Consider the following 16607-nt stretch of genomic DNA (forward strand, 5'->3'; position numbering starts at 1 on the left):
CCGAATCTGGCAGGCGTGGAGGGATTCGAACCCCCATCCCCCGGATTTGGAGTCCGGTGCTCTAGCCGTTAGAGCTACACGCCTACGAATCTTGTAATGTTCCGCCCTACTTCGATTCCTTGTGCGGAGCGTGCTTCCTGCACCACTTGCAGAACTTCTTGATCTCCATGCGGTCCGGATGGGTCCGCTTGTTCTTCGTCATCGTGTAGTTCCGCCGCTGGCACTCGGTGCACGCGAGCGAGATGATGTCGCGCATCGCCTACTCCGCGATCTCCGCGACGACGCCGGCGCCCACGGTGCGCCCGCCCTCGCGGATCGCGAACCGCAGCTCCTTCTCCATCGCCACCGGCTGGATCAGCTCGATCGTCATCGTCACGTTGTCCCCCGGCATCACCATCTCCACCCCCGCCGGCAACGTGCACACCCCCGTCACGTCCGTCGTCCGGAAGTAGAACTGCGGCCGGTACCCGTTGAAAAACGGCGTGTGCCGCCCGCCCTCGTCCTTGCCTAGGACATAGACCTCCGCCTTGAACTTCTTGTACCCCTTGATCGACCCCGGCTTCGCCAGCACCTGCCCGCGTTCCACTTCGTCTTTATCAATGCCTCGCAGCAGGGCGCCGATGTTATCGCCGGCCCGCCCCTCGTCTAAGAGCTTCCGGAACATCTCCACCCCCGTCACCACCGACTTCTTCACCGCCTCCTGCATCCCCACGATCTCGATCTCTTCCCCCACCTTCACGATCCCCCGCTCCACCCTTCCTGTCACCACCGTCCCCCGCCCCGTGATCGTGAAGATGTCCTCGATCGGCATCAGGAAGGGCTTGTCCACCACCCGCACCGGCGTCGGAATATAGCTGTCCACCGCCTCCATCAGCTTCCAGATGCACTCCGCGGCCTTCGCGTCGTCCGGCTTCTCCATCGCCCCCAGCGCGCTCCCCCGCACCACCGGGATGTCGTCCCCCGGGAACTGGTACTTCTTCAGCAGCTCCCGCACCTCCAGCTCCACCAGGTCCAGGATCTCCGGGTCGTCCACCATGTCGCACTTGTTCATGAACACCACCAAGCTCGGCACGTTCACCTGCCGCGCCAGCAGCACGTGCTCCCGCGTCTGCGGCATCGGCCCGTCGTTGGCCGCCACCACCAGGATGGCGCCGTCCATCTGCGCCGCCCCCGTGATCATGTTCTTGATGTAGTCCGCGTGCCCCGGGCAGTCGATGTGCGCGTAGTGCCGCGCCGCCGTCTCGTACTCCACGTGGCTCACCGCGATCGTGATCCCCCGCTCCCGCTCCTCCGGGGCGTTGTCGATCGTCCCGAAGTCCCGCACCGCCACCCCCGTGAACTTCGTGTGCAGCACCTTCGTGATCGCGGAGGTCAGCGTCGTCTTCCCGTGATCGATGTGCCCAATCGTCCCTATGTTCACGTGCGGCTTCGACCGATCGAATTTCGCCTTGGCCATTCCTCGCTCGCCTCCTCAGTCCGCCTGCCGGTCTGTCAGAGTGATGGAGCCCATGTCCGGGCTTGAACCGGAGACCTCGCCCTTACCAAGGGCGTGCTCTGCCAACTGAGCTACATGGGCCTGGATCATGTTCCTCGTCCGTCTCGCGGATGCCGGAGCCAAGTGGAGCGGGAAACGGGATTCGAACCCGCGACCCCCAGCTTGGAAGGCTGGCGCTCTACCGCTGAGCTATTCCCGCGCTCCCTCTCGGCGCGCCGCTCGCCGCCCGCTAAGATGGTGGGGAGAGGAGGGTTTGAACCTCCGAAGGCGTTCGCCAGCAGATTTACAGTCTGCCCCCTTTGACCACTTGGGTATCTCCCCGCTGGTTCCTCAGGCTGTAACCCCTTGAAATGTCTGGCGCTGGCGGGAGGATTTGAACCCCCGACCCACTGCTTACAAGGCAGTTGCTCTACCCCTGAGCTACGCCAGCAGTCGCAAAACTTCACTGTAGTTTCGAGGTCCCCGTAAGTCAAGACAATTTTGCCTGTTTCGCGAGCCTCTGGCGCTCCACCTCGTAGCAGAGAACGGCCGCCGCCGCGGACACGTTGAGCGAGCCGATCTTTCCCCGCATGGGAATGCTCGTGAGAAAGTCGCAGCTCTTGGCCACCAGAGGCCTCACGCCGGGCCCCTCGCCTCCCAGGACCAGGCAGATTGGACCGGAGAGATCGACCTCCCATGGGGCCTGACCTCCCTTGACCACGGCACCGACGATCCAGACACCGTCCCTCTTCAGTATCTCAATGGTCTGGACGAGATTCGTCTCGCGGGCGACTGGCAGATACTCGACGGCCCCCATGGCAGACTTCGCGGCCGCGGCGGTAACCCCGGCGGCGTGGTGCTTGGGCACGATGGCTCCGTGCGCTCCGGTCGCCTCGGCGGAGCGCAGAATGGCTCCCAGGTTGCGTGGATCCTGGATCTGGTCCAGGGCCAGGAAGAAGGCCGGCTCGCCCCGCTGCCCGGGTATGGCCAGCAGCTCATCGAGAGAAGCGTAATTCGCGCCCGCGACCCGCGCGACCACGCCTTGATGGTGTGGGGTGCCCGCGATGGCCGTCAGCTGGTCGCGGGTCCGGTAGGAGACCTTGACGCCAAGGCGCCTGGCCAAGCTCAGGAGGTCCTGGAGCGCGGGGCCTCGGCCCTCGGAAAGAATGGCGACTTCCTCCACCCGGCGGCTCTGGGCCCGCAGGAGCTCGAGCACGGGGTTTCGCCCGGAGAGAGGAGTGTCCTCGGCTTCGGGGGCGCTCATGACCCGAGCCTCCATTTGGTGCCGCCGCCGCCGTCGCGCGAGTCCTTGAGCGTGACGCCGAGCGCTGTCAGCTCGCCGCGCAACCGGTCGGCCTCGGCGAAATCGCGCTGCTTGCGGGCCTGCTCGCGGAGGTACAGGAGGGATTCGATCCGGGCCTTGAGCTGCGGATCCACGGGCCGCTCCGGCCGCCCGCCCGGCTCGAGCAAACCGAGCGCTCGCGCGAGCGTCACCAGCTCGCCCACGCCCATGAGGAGGACGCCCGCCGCGAGCCGGCCGTCGTCGGCCTGCGCGCGCGCGCCCTGGAGCAATCGCGCGAGGTCGAACAGGACACCGAGCGCCTGCGGCGTGTTGAAGTCGTCGTCCATCGCCGCCTCGAAGCGCGCGCGGTGGGCGGCAATCTCGTCGAAGAGCCCGCCGTTGGGTCCGGGCGCTGGCGTGCCCTTGGCCGCGATGCGGTCGGCCTCCTCGACGAGAGCCCGCAGGCGGCCCAGGGCCTTGGCCGAGTCGCCCACTCGCTCCTCGGCCCACTCGAGCTGGTGACGGTAGTGGGTGCCGAGCATCCAGAGCCTGAGCGCGTCGGGGTCGTGGCGTTTGATGAGCTCGCGGATCGTGAGCGTGTTCCCGAGCGACTTCGACATCTTCTCGGCGCCCAGGTTCAGCATGCCGTTGTGCAGCCAGTAGCGCGCGAACGGCTTACCCGTGTCGGCCTCGGCCTGGGCGATTTCGCACTCGTGATGCGGGAAGACCAGGTCGGTGCCGCCGCCGTGGATGTCGAACGTCTCGCCGAGGTAGAGCATGGACATCACGGAGCACTCGATGTGCCAGCCCGGCCGGCCGGGGCCCCACGGACTCCCCCACGTGGGCTCGCCGGGCTTCGCCGCTTTCCAGAGGGCGAAGTCGCGAGGGTCGCGCTTGCGCTCGTCCACCTCCACGCGCGCGCCCGCGAGCAGCTCGTCGAGCTTCTTGCCCGAGAGCCGCCCGTAGGGAGGAAACCGACGGATCTCGAAGTACACGTCGCCGTCGACGACGTACGCGACGCCCTTCGCCACGAGGCGCCCGATCAGCGCGACCATCTCAGTGATGTGCTCGGTGGCCTTCGGCGCGACGTCGGGTGGGAGGAGGCCGAGCGCCGCCATGTCGCGTCCCTCCGCCTCGATGTAGCGGTCCGCGATCTCCACGGCGGAGACGCCCTCCCGATTGGCGCGTTGGATGATCTTGTCGTCGACGTCGGTGTAATTCCGCACCGTCTTCACCAGGAAGCCACGGTATTCCAAGTAACGACGGATCACGTCGAAGACGACCGCGCTGCGCGCGTGGCCGATGTGCGAGTAGTCGTAGGGCGTGACGCCGCACACATACATGCCCACCCGGCCAGCGACGAGCGGAGTGAAGTCCTCCTTGCTGCGCGTCATCGTGTTGTAGATCCTCACGGAGCCTCCACGTTGACGACAGCCATGGCGGCGATCCCCTCTCCGCGCCCGAGGAGTCCCAGCCCCTCGGGGCTCTTCGCCTTGACGCTCACGCGATCGGTGGGGACGCCCATGGTCTGCGCTAAGCGCGCGGCCATGGCGGGCAGGTGCGGGCCGAGCCGCGGCGCCTGGCAGATCACCGTGGCGTCCACGTTGACGAGGGTCGCGCGCCGCGCGCGCAGGGCGTCCAGGACGCCCTCGAGCAGGACCAGGCTCGAGACGCCCTTCCAGCGCGGGTCCGTGTCCGGGAACATTCGGCCGAGGTCGCCCAGGGCCAGCGCCCCGAGCAGCGCCTCGCAGACGGCATGGGTCAGGACGTCGGCGTCGGAATGGCCGCCGAGTCCCCGCTCGTGCGGCACGGCGATGCCGCCCAGCACGAGCGGGCGCCCGTCCACCAGCGGGTGGAGATCGAAGCCGAGGCCGCTCCGCGTGGAGGTCATGCCCTGCGCCCGCCCCCGACCCACGCCCGCGCCGCCTTGAGGTCGTCCGGCGTCGTGATCTTGAGGTTCTGCGGCAGCCCCTCGACCATGGAGACGCGCCCGCCCAGCCGCTCGATCAGCATGGCGTCGTCGGTGGCGCGGTAGCCGTCGCGCGCGGCCTTGTCGTGCGCCTCCGCGAGGAGCGCCCGCCGAAAAGCCTGCGGCGTCTGTGTCAGCCACAGTCCCTCGCGGGGGAGGGTCGTCTCGACGACGCGGTCCCGCACCCGCTTCACAGTCTCACAGACCGGCCAACCGCAGGTGGCGGCGCCGGGAACGCGCGCGGCGGCCAGCACCCGCTCGACGATCTCGGGAGTGATGAACGGCCTCACCGCATCATGGACGACCACCCATGCCGCCTCCGGGGGAACGGCCTCAAGTCCCAGCCTCACCGAGTCCTGCCGCTCTTCCCCTCCCGCGACCACGGCCAGCACCCGCGGCACCCTGAAGCGGGCGAGGAGCGCGCGGGTCGCCTCGACCCGGTCGCTCGGCGCGGCAATGACGAACCCGTCCAGCGACCGGCAGCGGGCGAGCGCGCGCAAGGTGTGGACGAGGATGGGCGCGCCCCCGAGGGTCAGGTACTGCTTGGGCCGTGAGCCGCCCATGCGCGCGCCCACGCCTCCCGCCGGCACAACCGCGACGGCGGTCTTCACTTGGACGCGCCCTCCTCTTCCCTCAGACGGGCGAAGATCATGCGCCCGGCCGTGGTCTGGAGCACCGAGGTGACCGTGGCGCTGACCTGCTGGCCGATGAAGCGCTTGCCGTGGTCCACCACCACCATCGTCCCGTCGTCGAGGTAGGCGACGCCCTGGCCGACCTCCTTGCCCTCCTTGACGACGTGGACATGCACCACCTCGCCTGGCAGCACGACCGGCTTGAGCGCGTTCGCCAGCTCGTTGACGTTGAGCACCGACACGCCCGACAGCTCCGCGACCTTGTTGAGGTTGTAGTCGTTGGTGACGACCTTGCCGCCCATCGCCTTGCCCAGCTCGATCAGCTTCCGGTCCACCTCGCGGATATGAGGGAAGTCCTGGTCCTCGACGCGGACGGTCGTCCCCGGGATGCGCTGCAGGCGCTGCAGCACGTCGAATCCGCGCTTGCCCCTGTTGCGCTTGAGCGGGTCGGGCGAGTCTGCGATCTGCTGCAGCTCGCGAAGGACGAACTGCGGGACGACCAGCGTGCCGTCGAGGAAGCCCACCTCGCAGAGGTCCACGACGCGGCCGTCGATGATCACGGAGGTGTCGAGGATCTTGAACCCCTCGCGGCGCGCGGCGGTCTTGGGGAAGAGCTTGGCCGACATGTCCTCGAGCTCGTCCCGCTTGGCGAGCGCGACCGAGGCGCCCAGGTAGGAGAAGAGCAGGCCGAAGAGCCCGCGCCCGAGCGGCCCCGCGTCGGGTGAGACGGCGCCCATGGCGGTCCCCAGCCCGAGCCCGAGCCCAAGCCCCACGATGCCACCCATGGCACCCCAGAAGATCCGGTCCACTGGGATGCGCCGCGCCTGCCACTCGAGCAGGACCGCCAGCACCCCGAAGAGGAAGCCGGCGCCGCCGAGCCACCAGTTGGTGGCGTGAATGCCGAGCGGCGGGCCGAAGGCCATTCCCGCTCCGGTCGCCGCCGCCAGCATGAATACCCGCACGATGACGATTCCCATCATGGTCGCCTCTCAGTGTCCTAACAGTGCCTTGACCGCTTCATCCACCGACCCCACCCCGTGCACCTCAAGGGGCTGCGCGGCGCCCGCCGCGAGATTGTTCTGCGGCACCACCGCCGCCGTGAAGCCCAGGGCCGCCGCCTCCTTGAGCCGCGCCGCGAACCCCGCCACCGCGCGCACCTCGCCGGCGAGGCCGACTTCGCCCATGATCACCGTGTCGCCCCGCACGGGGCGGTCGAGATAGCTCGAGGCCGCCGCCACGACCACGCCCAGATCCGCGGCGGGCTCAGTGACGCGGCCGCCGCCCGCCACGTTGACGAAGACGTCCTGGCTCTGCAGCGGAAATCCGACCCGCTTCTCGAGCACCGCCAGCAGCAGGCAGACCCGGTTGTAGTCGGCGCCGAGCACGGTGCGGCGCGGCGTCCCGAAGCTGGCCGGCGTCACCAGCGCCTGGAGCTCGAGGAGCAGCGGCCGGCTGCCCTCGAGGCTCGACACGATGACCGACCCGGCGGCGCCGCGTGGCCGTTCGGCGAGGAAGAATCCCGATGGGTTCGTGACCTCGGCGAGGCCCTGCTCTCCCATCTCGAAAACGCCGATCTCGTTGGTCGAGCCGAAGCGATTCTTGACGGCGCGCAGCACGCGGTACGCGTGGTGCTGCTCTCCCTCGAAGTAGAGCACGGTGTCCACCAGGTGCTCGAGGACGCGGGGCCCGGCGATCGCGCCGTCCTTGGTGACGTGCCCCACGAGGAACGTCGCCGTGCCGCGCCCCTTGGACCAGAGCATGAGGCGCGCCGCGCACTCCCGGACCTGGCTCACGCTGCCGGGCGCCGACTCGAGTCCGGGCAGGAAAACGGTCTGGATCGAGTCGACCACGATCGCGCGGGGCTTGAGCTCGGCCGCGTGCGCCTCGATCACCTGGAGATCCGTCTCGGCCAGGAAGTAGAGGCCGCGCGGCGAGATGCCGAGCCGATCCGCGCGGAGCTTGACCTGGGCCGCCGACTCCTCGCCCGAGACGTAAAGCACGGGGCCGGCGCGCTCCGACAGCGAGCGGCTCGCCTGCAGCAGGAGCGTGGACTTGCCGATGCCGGGGTCGCCGCCGATCAGCACCACCGAGCCGGGGACGACACCGCCGCCCAGCACGCGGTCGAGCTCGCCGATGCCGGTGGTGATGCGCTCGCCTGACGTCACCGCAATGTCGCCGATGGGCACGGGCCGGGCGCCGGCGGCGAGCTTGGGCCGTTCCGAGTGCGACGGCGCCGGCCGCTCTTCGACGAGGGCCACGTACGTGCCGGCCCGCGCGCAGTCCGGGCACGTGCCGGCCTTCGGCGCGGCGAAGCCGCAGGTCTGGCAGCGATAGACCGGGCGTTCCCTCGCCACTACTTTTCCTTCCCCGTCTGGCCCGTCTGAATGGTCGAGCGCACGAGCGAGCGCAGCAGGAAGCTCCGCTGGGCGCCCTCGAGGAACGTGACGAGGTTCTCGTAGACCGTCGGGTCCTCGATCAGGGCGCCCACCGTGCCCTCGCCCGACTTGAGCTTCTCGCTCACCGCGCGCAGGTTGGCGAGCGCCGCGCGGAAATCGGCCCCGGCCTCGCCCATGCTGCCGTTGCCGCTGCCCTCGAGCAGCCCGCCGAGCAGGCCCTCGCCGCGCGCGAGCTTTTCGGAGACGTCGCGGAAGTTTTTGGCGAGGGCCTGGAGGTCGCGCGCGACCGGCCGGTATTCCGGGTCGAACAGCAGCGCGGGCAGAAGGCCGTCCCCCGGGCCCGGGGTCGACGCGGCGCGGCCCAACGCGTCGAGCGCGGCCAGGAGCGCGCGGGCCGACTTGCCCGAGTCCTTGGAGAGCAGCACGCCCACGGCGCTTTCGCCGCTTTCGGCGCGGGCGATCAGCTGCTGAGTCGAGGCCAGGAGACCGTTGAGGCGCCGCAGCGCTTCGGGCTCCTCATAGACGAGGACGTGGAGCCACCCCTTGCCCCTCTCCACCTCGTCGGTGATCCGCCGAGCCGACCTGGCCGCCGCCCCGATATCGTCGAAGGCGCCGCCCTTGTCGAGCCTGTCCGCGGCGGCGCGAAGGGTCGACACCAGCTCGTTGATGGACTTGAGGGTGGCCGCGCCCTCGGCGAACATCCGGCTCATCTCCTGGGGGTCTTGCGAGGCCAGCGCCTCGCCGGGCCCGAGCGGCGGCGCCCCGGGCAAGCCCATCGTGATCTCGACGATCTTGTCGCCCAGCAGCCCCTGGGTCGAGATGCGCGCTTCGGAGTTTCGGCGGATGCGGTCCTGGAAACGGCGCGCGACGGTCATGGTCACCCGCACCTTGCCGCCGGGCTGCGGCGGCAGGATCACGCTCGTAACCCGGCCGATCTGCACGCCTGCCAGGCGCACCGTGGCGCCCTCGATCAAGCCGCCCACTTCGATGAACTCCGCCACGAGGTCGTACTTGCTCTCGAAGTACCGCGCCCGCGCGCCGAGCAGGTAGACGATGGCCAGGAACACGCCGAGCGCCACCAGGATGAAGGCGCCGATGCGGAGTTGGAGCCCGTAGCGCCGCTCGTCCGGCATTAGTCAGCCCTCGCCTCGCCGCTGATCCATTCAGCCCTCACCTCAGGGCTTCGCCCTTCAGCTCGAACTGCCGCGCCTGCGGCTCCTCGGCAGCGTCTCAGCTCGAACATCACCTACTCCTCCCGGAGCTCGCCGGCGAGGAAACGCCGGACATCGGGGTTGGACGAGCCGCGGATCTCACCCGGCGTGCCGAGATCGGCGAAGCGCCCCTGGTACAGGATCGCCATCTGGTCGGCAACCATGTCGGCGAAGCCGACGTCGTGGGTGACCACGATGGCTGTGTCGCAGACGCCGGCCCTGAGCGTCGCAATCAGCTCGGCGACCAGCCGGGCGTTTGTCGGATCGAGACCGGCCGTAGGCTCGTCGAAGAAGACGACCTCCGGCTCCATCACGAGCGCACGCGCGATCCCGACGCGCTTGCGCATGCCGCCCGACAGCGCGGCGGGCAGGAGCTCGTCCGTGCCCGGCATGCCCACCAGCGACAGGAAGCGGTGCACGCGGTCCGTGATCTCCCCCAGCGGCATCCGCGTATGCTCGCGCAGTGGGTACGCGACGTTTTCGAACACGGACAGCGAGTCGAAGAGCGCCGCGCCCTGGAAGACGAAGCCGGTGCGCTTGCGGACGGCCAGCATGGCCTCCTCCCTCATGCGCTCGATCCGCGTGCCGTAGAGCGAGACCTGCCCGGCATCGGGCCGGACCAGACCCGCCGAGATCCTCAGCAGCACGGTCTTGCCGGCGCCGCTGCCTCCCATGACGGCCAGCGTCGTGCCCTTCCGAAGGGAGAGGCTCACGCCGCAGAGGACCTCCTTCTGCTCGAAGGACTTTCGAACGTCACGCAGCTCGACGAGGGCCGGGGCCACGGTGTCCATCACCAGAAGAGCAGCAGCATGAGCTTGGTCAGGAAAAAGTCGGACACGATGACGGCCATGGCTACCTGCACCACGGTGTCCGTGGTGGAGCGGCCGAGCCCTTCCGTCCCGCCGCTCGTCTCGAGCCCGTTGTAGCAGCCGATGAGGGTGATGAGACCGCCGAAGACCACGCTCTTGCCGATACCGGTCAGGAAATCCTTCATCACGACCCAGTAGGAGATCGTGTTCCAGTAGAGATACGGGTCAACGTCGCGGTCGAAGACCACGATGAGCATGCCGCCCAGGAGCCCGATCGCGTCGGCCATGATGGTCACGAGCGGGAACACGACGAGCGCCGCCAGGATGCGCGGGACGATCAGCTTCTTGATGTAGTTGACCCCGATGGCCCGCAGCGCGTCGATCTGCTCCGTCACCTTCATCGAGCCGAGCTCGGCCGTGATGCCGGAGGCAACCTTGCCGCCGACCAGGATGGCCGTCAGCACGGGCCCGAGCTCGCGCAGGATCGACAGCGCGACGACGGGTCCGACGTAGTTCTCGGCGCCGAAGCGCGCCATGTTCACGGCGGACTGGAGCGCCAGCACCATGCCCGTGAAGAGCGCGGCCGTGAGGGCGACCACGAGCGAGCGGACGCCGATGATGTCGATCTCCCGCGCCACGATGACGAGGTACGACGGGGGGAGCCTGAGGTTGCGCATCACCCGGAGCGTCAGCAGCCCTAAGCCCCCGTACCAGGCGACGGACTCACGCCCATGCCGGCGCGCGTACGCGAGCACGCTCACCTGGCGCCCCCGCTGAAGCTCTCGACGCCAGCGAAGCTCTCGACGAAAGTTCGGAAGTCGCCGCGCCCCGTCTCGAACGCCGCCGCCGGCGCGACATAGAGAAAGTCGTAGACGCAGCGCTCGCCCTTGATCACCACCGCCTCGACCCCGACGGGCGCGCCGTCGAGGCTGCCCCGCACCACGGCGCGCTGCGCCGGGCGCCCGGCCAGCGTGAGCGGCCCGCCGTCCTCGAGGACGCGGTCCTTGAGGCCGAAGGTCAGGTGACGCGTCAGCACGGTCAGCGGTCGGCCGGCCGTCTTGTCGTCGCAGGTCGCGTCGGCCAGCATGCCGCCCGCGGGGTCCTGCCGCTGGAGCTCGAGCTCGGCCGCGCCGCCCGGCTTGACCGCCCACCCCTGTCGCGGGAGGCTGACCTGGTAGCCCTTGGGCGAGTAGAAGATACCGTTCTCGATACGGCTTGCGCTGCAGCCGGCGAGAAGGACCGCAACGAGAAGAACCCACGCCCGCTTCATCACCTGCTCTTCTCCTCGTGGCGGCGGGCCAGCTCCTCGAAGACCCGGCGAAGCGGGATGCCCCGCGAGGCGAGCAGCACCATGGTGTGAAACCACAGGTCCGCGACCTCCGAGACGAGGCGCGCGTCACCCTCGCCACCGAGCGCCGCCGTGACCACCTCGGTCGCTTCCTCGCCGATCTTCCGGCAGATCTGCGCTTCCCCGCGCTCGAAGAGCCCCGCGGCGTACGACCCCGACGGCCGCTCGACCTTGCGCGACTGGAGAACCCGCTCCAGCACCTCGAGCATGGCGGGGCCCGCGCCCGAGGCCCGCGGCCCAGCGGCCTGCGACCCAGCGGTCTGATGCAATGTCCCGCCTTCGAGACGCGTGAAGAAGCACGACCGCGCCCCCGTGTGGCAGGCGACGCCGTCCTGGTGCGCCTGGACCAGCAGCGTGTCGCGGTCGCAGTCGGCGTAGAGGCCATCCACGTGCTGCGTGTGGCCGGACGTCTCGCCCTTGCGCCAGTGGGCCCGGCGCGAGCGGGACCAGAAGTGAGCGAGCCCGGACTCGAGCGTCTTCGCCAGCGCCTCGCGGTCCATCCACGCCACCATGAGCACCTCGCCGGTCTCGGTCTCCTGGACCACGGCGGGGATGAGCCCGTCGCCGTCCCACTTGAGCTCGTCGAGCACGCTCACGCCTCTATCCTCACGGCGACTCCGCACTGGCGCAGGTAGACCTTGGCCTCGCTGATCGTGTGGCGGCCGAAGTGGAACATGGAGGCCACAAGCACGGCGTCGGCCTTGCCATCGACAACGCCCTGGCGCAGGTGCTCGAGCGTGCCCGCCCCTCCCGAGGCGATGACCGGCACGGAGGTTGCCTCGGACACGGCGCGCGTCAGCTCGAGGTCGTAGCCGTCGCCCGTGCCGTCGCGGTCCATGCTGGTCAGGAGGATCTCGCCCGCGCCCAAGGCCTCGACCTCGCGCGCCCACTGGACGGCGTCCCGTCCGGTCGGCCGGCGGCCGCCGTGAGTGTAGACGCCCCAGCTTCGCTCCTCGCCCGGCTCGCGCTTGGAGTCGATCGCCACCACGATGCACTGGCTGCCGAAGCGCTGCGCGGCGTCCCGGATCAGGTCGGGCCGCGCGAGCGCAGCCGTGTTGAGCGAGACCTTGTCGGCGCCCGCGCGCAGGAGCGTGCGGATGTCCTCGATGCTGCGGATGCCGCCGCCGACCGTGAGCGGCATGTAGATGCCCTCGGCCGTCCGGCGCACGACGTCGAGCATGATGGCCCGCTCCTCGTGGGACGCGGTGATGTCGAGGAAGACCAGCTCGTCCGCGCCCTGGGCGTCGTAGGCCAGCGCCGCCTCGACCGGGTCACCCGCGTCGCGGAGGTCGACGAAGCGGACGCCCTTGACCACGCGGCCGCCGTGGACGTCGAGGCACGGGATCATGCGCTTGCAGAGCATGAGGTTATCGGGCCTCCGCGAGCGCCGCGCGGAGGCTGACCGCGCCCGTGTACAGCGCCCGGCCCACGATCACGCCGTCGACTCCCGGGATGGCGGCCAGCTGCCGGATGTCCTCCAGCGAGCCCACGCCGCCCGAAGCGAAGACGGGGATCCCGGCGGCCCGGGCAACGGCCTCGGTGCTCCAGATATTGGGCCCGCCCTGGGTGCCGTCCCGCGCGATATCCGTGTAGATGATGGTGCCGGCACCTGCCGCTGCCGCGTCGCGCGCGAGTGCCACCGCCTCGAGCTCCAGCACGCGAGTCCAACCGTCCACGGCCACGCGGCCGTCGGAGGCGTCCAGGCCGACGATGATCCGGTCCTCGAAGCGCCGGCACACCTCGCCGAGAAAAGCGGGGTCGAGCGCCGCGCGGGTGCCGACGATGGCCCAGCGCGCGCCGGATTCGAGCACGGCCTGGACATGCTCAAGTGTCCGCAGGCCGCCCCCGACTTCGACCGGAATCGAGACGGCGCGCGCGATCGTGCGGATGATCGCCGTCTGGACGGGGCCGCCGCCGAACGCGCCGTCGAGATCCACGACGTGGAGGCGCGGCGCGCCCTCGGCCTCCCAGCGCTCCGCCATCGCGACGGGATCGTCCGAGAACACGGTCTCGGCTGAGGCCTTGCCCTGGAGCAGGCGGACGCACCGGCCGCCCTTGACGTCCACGGCGGGGATGACCTGAAAGCTCATAATTCAGCCCTCGCCGCGCCGCGCATCAATTCAGCCCTCGCCGCGCCGCTTCGCGACTCAGCTCGAACGGCCACGCCTGCGGGATCATCTCAGCCCTCAGCTCGAAATTCATCCGCCGCGCCGGTCCCGCACGAAGGCGGCGAAGTTCTCGAGGAGGCGCAGGCCCCAGCGCTGGCTCTTCTCCGGATGGAACTGCGTCGCGAAAAGCGGGCCCTTGCCCACGGCGGCCGGAAAGGTGACGCCGTAGGTGCAGGTCGCCACCTGCAGCGACGCATCGGCCGTCGTCGGATAGTACGAGTGCACGAAGTAGAAGTGGGCGCCGCTCGGGATGCCGTCGAAAATCGGGAGGTCGCCGTCGTGCCGGACCGTATTCCATCCCATGTGCGGCACTTTGAGCCCGGAGGGAAACCGCCGGACCACGCCGGGGATGACGTCGAGTCCCTTGCCCTGCCCGAATTCCTCGCTCTCGGTGAAGAGGAGCTGGTACCCGAGACAAATCCCGAGGAACGGCCGCCCTTCGTCGAGCGCGGCCCGGAGAGGGTCGAGGAGACCGAGGGACTGGAGGTTGCCCATGGCGTCGTGGAAGGCGCCGTCGCCGGGCAGCACGAGGGCGCGGGCGTCCCCGATCACGCGCGGGTCCTGGGTGACGACGGCGCGCATACCGAGGCGTCCCAGCGCCTTCTCGACGCTGCCCAGGTTGCCACGCCCGTAGTCGATAACGGCGATCACGCTACAGCGTCCCCTTCGTCGAGAGGACTCCGGCGATGCGCGGGTTGAGCCTCGTCGCCTCCGCCAGCGCCCGGCCGACCGCCTTGAACACGGCCTCGGCGATGTGGTGGAGGTTCTGGCCGTAGTGCATGTTGACGTGCAGCGTGATCTCTGCGTTGAAGGCAAGGGCGCGGAAAAAGTCCTCGAGCAGGTCGAGATCGAAGTTCGAGATCCGCGTCCGCCTCACGGGCACGTTGAACACGAGGAAAGGCCGGCCGGAGATGTCCACCGCCGCGTGCAGGAGCGCCTCGTCCATGGGCAGGAAGGACGCGCCGTAGCGCGCGATGCCCACCCGGTCGCCCAGCGCCTCCCTGAACGCCTTGCCGAGACAGATGCCGACGTCCTCGACCGTGTGGTGGAGATCCACCTCGAGGTCGCCGCGCGCGACCACCGTCAGGTCCATGAGCCCGTGCTTGGCCCACGCTTCGAGCATGTGATTGAAGAACGGGATGCCGGTCTCGACCTTGGAGGCGCCCGTGCCGTCCAACCCGACCTGCAGCACGATCTGCGTCTCCTTGGTCTTCCGCTCAACCCGTCCCTGGCGGAGGCCCAGGGGCGCCCCGCTCGCCATCGCTGCCGTCATGTCGTGCCTCCCATTCGCTCGATGCGCACCGTCGCCGCGGCCCCGTGACCGTCGAGCCCTTCCACCCGCGCGAGCTCCGCCAGGTGCGGCGCCGCGTCCCGGAGCCCCGCCTCCGCGTACTGGATGACGCTCATTCGCTTCACGAAATCTTCTGTGCCGAGCGCCGACGCGAAGCGCGCCGTGCCCCCCGTCGGCAGCACGTGGTTCGGCCCGGCGACGTAGTCGCCCACGACCTCGGGGGTCAAGCGGCCGAGGAAGACGGCGCCCGCGTTCCGCACCCGCGAGAGCAGCGCCTCGGGATCTTCGACCTGGAGCTCGAGGTGCTCGGGCGCGAGCAGATTCGCGACCTCCACCGCCTCCTCCAGGCTCCGCGTCAGCACGAGGGCGCCGTGGGCCTCTAGCGCCGCGCCCGCGATCTCGCGCCTCGGCAGCGCGCCGAGCTGGAGCGAAGCCTCGCGCTCGACGCGATCGATCAGCGCCCGCGAGGGAGTCAGGAGAACGGCGCGGGCCATCGGGTCGTGCTCGGCCTGGGCGAGGAGGTCCGCCGCCACGAAGACCGCATCGGCGCTCTCGTCGGCCACGACCACGATCTCGCTCGGTCCCGCCACCATGTCGATGCCCACGTCGCCGAAGACCCGGCTCTTGGCGAGCGCGACGTAGAGATTGCCCGGCCCGACGATCTTGTCGACGCGACGGATCGTCTCGGTCCCGTACGCCAGCGCGGCCACGGCCTGCGCGCCGCCGACCCGATACGCCTCCGTCACGCCGGCCACCCGAGCGGCGGCGAGCACGGCGGCGTTCAGCGACTTGTCGGCCGACGGCGGGGAGACCAGCACGATCTCCCTCACGCCGGCGACCCGCGCGGGGATGACGGTCATCAGCACCGTGGACGGATACGCCGCGCGTCCGCCGGGAACATACACCGCCACGCGGTCGATCGGCCGCACTTCTTGGCCCAGCCGCGAGCCCAGGGCATCGGTCATCCGCCAGGAGCGCGGCGCGGACTCGCGATGGAAGCGCTCGATCCGTCCCGCGGCGTAGCGAAGCGCCCGCATGGTCGTGTCGCCAACGGTCCGTTCCGCCGCATCCAGCTCCGACGGCGTCACCGCGAGCTCCCTCGCCGTGAGCGCGACACGGTCGAAGCGCTCCGTGAACTCCAGCAGCGCAGCGTCCCCCTTGTCGCGCACGGCGACCACGATCTCCTCGACGCGCCGGTGGATTTCGGGATCGACGGCCGCCGGCGACCGATCGAGGGCCTTGGCCACTCCCGCGGCGCCCAGCGTGGCGGTCTCCATCCGCCTGATCATTTGGCGGCTTCCTGGCGCATGGCGGCGATCAGGGCGTTGACGCGGGCGTGGGCCGTCTTGAGCGACGCGCGGTTCACGATGAGCCGCGCCGTCGAGGACATGATCTCCGCGACCTCGACCAGACCGTTGGCCCGGAGCGTCTCGCCCGACTGGACCAGGTCCACGATGCGCTCGGCGAGACCCACGAGCGGCGCCAGCTCGATCGAGCCGTCGAGCCGGATCATCTCGACCTGGATGCCGCGCTCCGAGAAGTAGCGCTCGGTCAGCGCCGGGTACTTGGTCGCCACGCGGACCCAGGACCACTTGGTCGGGTCATCACGCTCCCAGAGCTCCCGCGGCTCCGCCACGACCAGCCGGCAGAAGCCGAACCCGAGATCGACCGGCTCGTACACGTCGGGCTGCTGCTCGGCGAGGATATCCTTGCCCACGATGCCGAGATCGGCGGCGCCATACTCGACGTAGGTCGGGATGTCTGCGGGCTTCAGGAAGATGAAGCGCAGGTCGCGAGACGCGTCGGTGAGCAGGAGGCGGCGCGTGTCGGCCTCGAGCCCCCGGATGCCCATGGCGGAGAGCAGCTGCAGCGCGGGGTCGAGCAGCCGGCCTTTGGGCAGCGCGAGCGTCAGCTGCGCGGTGGGGATCATCTCAGCACTCGCCTCGCCACGCTCGTGCCTGCGGGATCAACTCGGGCCTCGCCTCGCGACGGCCAGAGGCCGCCCCTCAGCTCGAACAGCGGGCCGT

General features: G+C 69.7%; 19 protein-coding genes and 5 tRNA genes. All 24 read right to left on the reverse strand.

Translation table 11 applies throughout. The annotated features are described in order from the left end of the window. Positions 1-7 precede the first annotated feature (7 nt). The 24 genes from VGV06_09620 to hisG all read right to left on the reverse strand — a co-directional run bounded on the left by VGV06_09620 (position 8) and on the right by hisG (position 16510). Positions 8-84, reverse strand: a tRNA-Trp gene (locus VGV06_09620). A gap of 22 nt (positions 85-106) precedes the next feature. Continuing rightward, the gene (gene rpmG, locus VGV06_09625; GenBank protein ID HEV2055418.1) at positions 107-256 is read right to left on the reverse strand and encodes a 50S ribosomal protein L33; all 150 of its coding nucleotides are present in this window, start codon (positions 254-256) and stop codon (positions 107-109) included. A gap of 3 nt (positions 257-259) precedes the next feature. Continuing rightward, a complete protein-coding gene (gene tuf, locus VGV06_09630) occupies positions 260-1456 on the reverse strand; it encodes an elongation factor Tu (protein ID HEV2055419.1) in 1197 nt (398 codons plus the stop codon). Positions 1457-1500: 44 nt separating this feature from the next. Then, positions 1501-1576: transfer RNA gene (locus VGV06_09635), tRNA-Thr, on the reverse strand. Between the two features lie 43 nt (positions 1577-1619). After that, positions 1620-1694: transfer RNA gene (locus VGV06_09640), tRNA-Gly, on the reverse strand. 36 nt (positions 1695-1730) lie between these two features. Continuing rightward, positions 1731-1816, reverse strand: a tRNA-Tyr gene (locus tag VGV06_09645). Positions 1817-1850: 34 nt separating this feature from the next. After that, a tRNA-Thr gene (locus VGV06_09650) sits at positions 1851-1925 on the reverse strand. 39 nt (positions 1926-1964) lie between these two features. Beyond that, positions 1965-2738, reverse strand: coding sequence for a 23S rRNA (guanosine(2251)-2'-O)-methyltransferase RlmB (gene rlmB, locus VGV06_09655; GenBank protein HEV2055420.1), 774 nt, complete (start codon positions 2736-2738; stop codon positions 1965-1967). After that, a complete protein-coding gene (gene cysS, locus VGV06_09660) occupies positions 2735-4168 on the reverse strand; it encodes a cysteine--tRNA ligase (GenBank protein HEV2055421.1) in 1434 nt (477 codons plus the stop codon). The genes rlmB and cysS overlap by 4 nt, the downstream gene beginning before the upstream one ends. After that, on the reverse strand, positions 4165-4647 hold the full coding sequence (gene ispF, locus VGV06_09665) for a 2-C-methyl-D-erythritol 2,4-cyclodiphosphate synthase (GenBank protein HEV2055422.1): 483 nt from the start codon (positions 4645-4647) through the stop codon (positions 4165-4167). The genes cysS and ispF overlap by 4 nt, the downstream gene beginning before the upstream one ends. Then, the gene (gene ispD / locus VGV06_09670) at positions 4644-5336 is read right to left on the reverse strand and encodes a 2-C-methyl-D-erythritol 4-phosphate cytidylyltransferase (protein ID HEV2055423.1); all 693 of its coding nucleotides are present in this window, start codon (positions 5334-5336) and stop codon (positions 4644-4646) included. The genes ispF and ispD overlap by 4 nt, the downstream gene beginning before the upstream one ends. Then, positions 5333-6337 carry a PIN domain-containing protein gene (locus tag VGV06_09675; GenBank protein ID HEV2055424.1) on the reverse strand — a complete coding sequence of 335 codons (1005 nt, stop codon included), beginning with the start codon at positions 6335-6337 and terminating at the stop codon, positions 5333-5335. The genes ispD and VGV06_09675 overlap by 4 nt, the downstream gene beginning before the upstream one ends. A 9-nt stretch (positions 6338-6346) precedes the next feature. Further along, on the reverse strand, positions 6347-7711 hold the full coding sequence (gene radA / locus VGV06_09680; GenBank protein HEV2055425.1) for a DNA repair protein RadA: 1365 nt from the start codon (positions 7709-7711) through the stop codon (positions 6347-6349). Continuing rightward, entirely contained in the window at positions 7711-8886 is a 1176-nt protein-coding gene (locus VGV06_09685; protein HEV2055426.1) for an MlaD family protein, read from the reverse strand. The genes radA and VGV06_09685 overlap by 1 nt, the downstream gene beginning before the upstream one ends. Before the next feature lie 113 nt (positions 8887-8999). Beyond that, positions 9000-9746 carry an ATP-binding cassette domain-containing protein gene (locus VGV06_09690; protein ID HEV2055427.1) on the reverse strand — a complete coding sequence of 249 codons (747 nt, stop codon included), beginning with the start codon at positions 9744-9746 and terminating at the stop codon, positions 9000-9002. 8 nt (positions 9747-9754) lie between these two features. Beyond that, positions 9755-10534, reverse strand: coding sequence for an ABC transporter permease (locus VGV06_09695; protein HEV2055428.1), 780 nt, complete (start codon positions 10532-10534; stop codon positions 9755-9757). Continuing rightward, the gene (locus VGV06_09700) at positions 10531-11043 is read right to left on the reverse strand and encodes a hypothetical protein (GenBank protein HEV2055429.1); all 513 of its coding nucleotides are present in this window, start codon (positions 11041-11043) and stop codon (positions 10531-10533) included. The genes VGV06_09695 and VGV06_09700 overlap by 4 nt, the downstream gene beginning before the upstream one ends. Then, positions 11043-11717, reverse strand: coding sequence for a bifunctional phosphoribosyl-AMP cyclohydrolase/phosphoribosyl-ATP diphosphatase HisIE (hisIE, locus tag VGV06_09705; protein ID HEV2055430.1), 675 nt, complete (start codon positions 11715-11717; stop codon positions 11043-11045). Before hisIE ends, VGV06_09700 begins: the two co-directional genes overlap by 1 nt. Continuing rightward, a complete protein-coding gene (gene hisF, locus VGV06_09710) occupies positions 11714-12484 on the reverse strand; it encodes an imidazole glycerol phosphate synthase subunit HisF (GenBank protein HEV2055431.1) in 771 nt (256 codons plus the stop codon). Before hisF ends, hisIE begins: the two co-directional genes overlap by 4 nt. A gap of 4 nt (positions 12485-12488) precedes the next feature. Further along, positions 12489-13211 (reverse strand): 1-(5-phosphoribosyl)-5-[(5-phosphoribosylamino)methylideneamino]imidazole-4-carboxamide isomerase, encoded by a 723-nt coding sequence (gene hisA, locus VGV06_09715; protein ID HEV2055432.1) that lies wholly within the window; start codon positions 13209-13211, stop codon positions 12489-12491. Positions 13212-13319: 108 nt separating this feature from the next. Continuing rightward, positions 13320-13940: an imidazole glycerol phosphate synthase subunit HisH gene (hisH, locus tag VGV06_09720; protein ID HEV2055433.1), complete on the reverse strand. Its 621-nt coding sequence runs from the start codon at positions 13938-13940 to the stop codon at positions 13320-13322. 1 nt (position 13941) lies between these two features. After that, on the reverse strand, positions 13942-14562 hold the full coding sequence (gene hisB, locus VGV06_09725) for an imidazoleglycerol-phosphate dehydratase HisB (protein ID HEV2055434.1): 621 nt from the start codon (positions 14560-14562) through the stop codon (positions 13942-13944). Then, positions 14559-15869 carry a histidinol dehydrogenase gene (gene hisD, locus VGV06_09730; protein HEV2055435.1) on the reverse strand — a complete coding sequence of 437 codons (1311 nt, stop codon included), beginning with the start codon at positions 15867-15869 and terminating at the stop codon, positions 14559-14561. The genes hisB and hisD overlap by 4 nt, the downstream gene beginning before the upstream one ends. Continuing rightward, positions 15866-16510: an ATP phosphoribosyltransferase gene (hisG, locus tag VGV06_09735; GenBank protein ID HEV2055436.1), complete on the reverse strand. Its 645-nt coding sequence runs from the start codon at positions 16508-16510 to the stop codon at positions 15866-15868. The genes hisD and hisG overlap by 4 nt, the downstream gene beginning before the upstream one ends. Positions 16511-16607 lie beyond the last annotated feature (97 nt).

Source organism: Candidatus Methylomirabilota bacterium, from assembly GCA_035936835.1.
Lineage (GTDB): Bacteria > Methylomirabilota > Methylomirabilia > Rokubacteriales > CSP1-6 > AR37.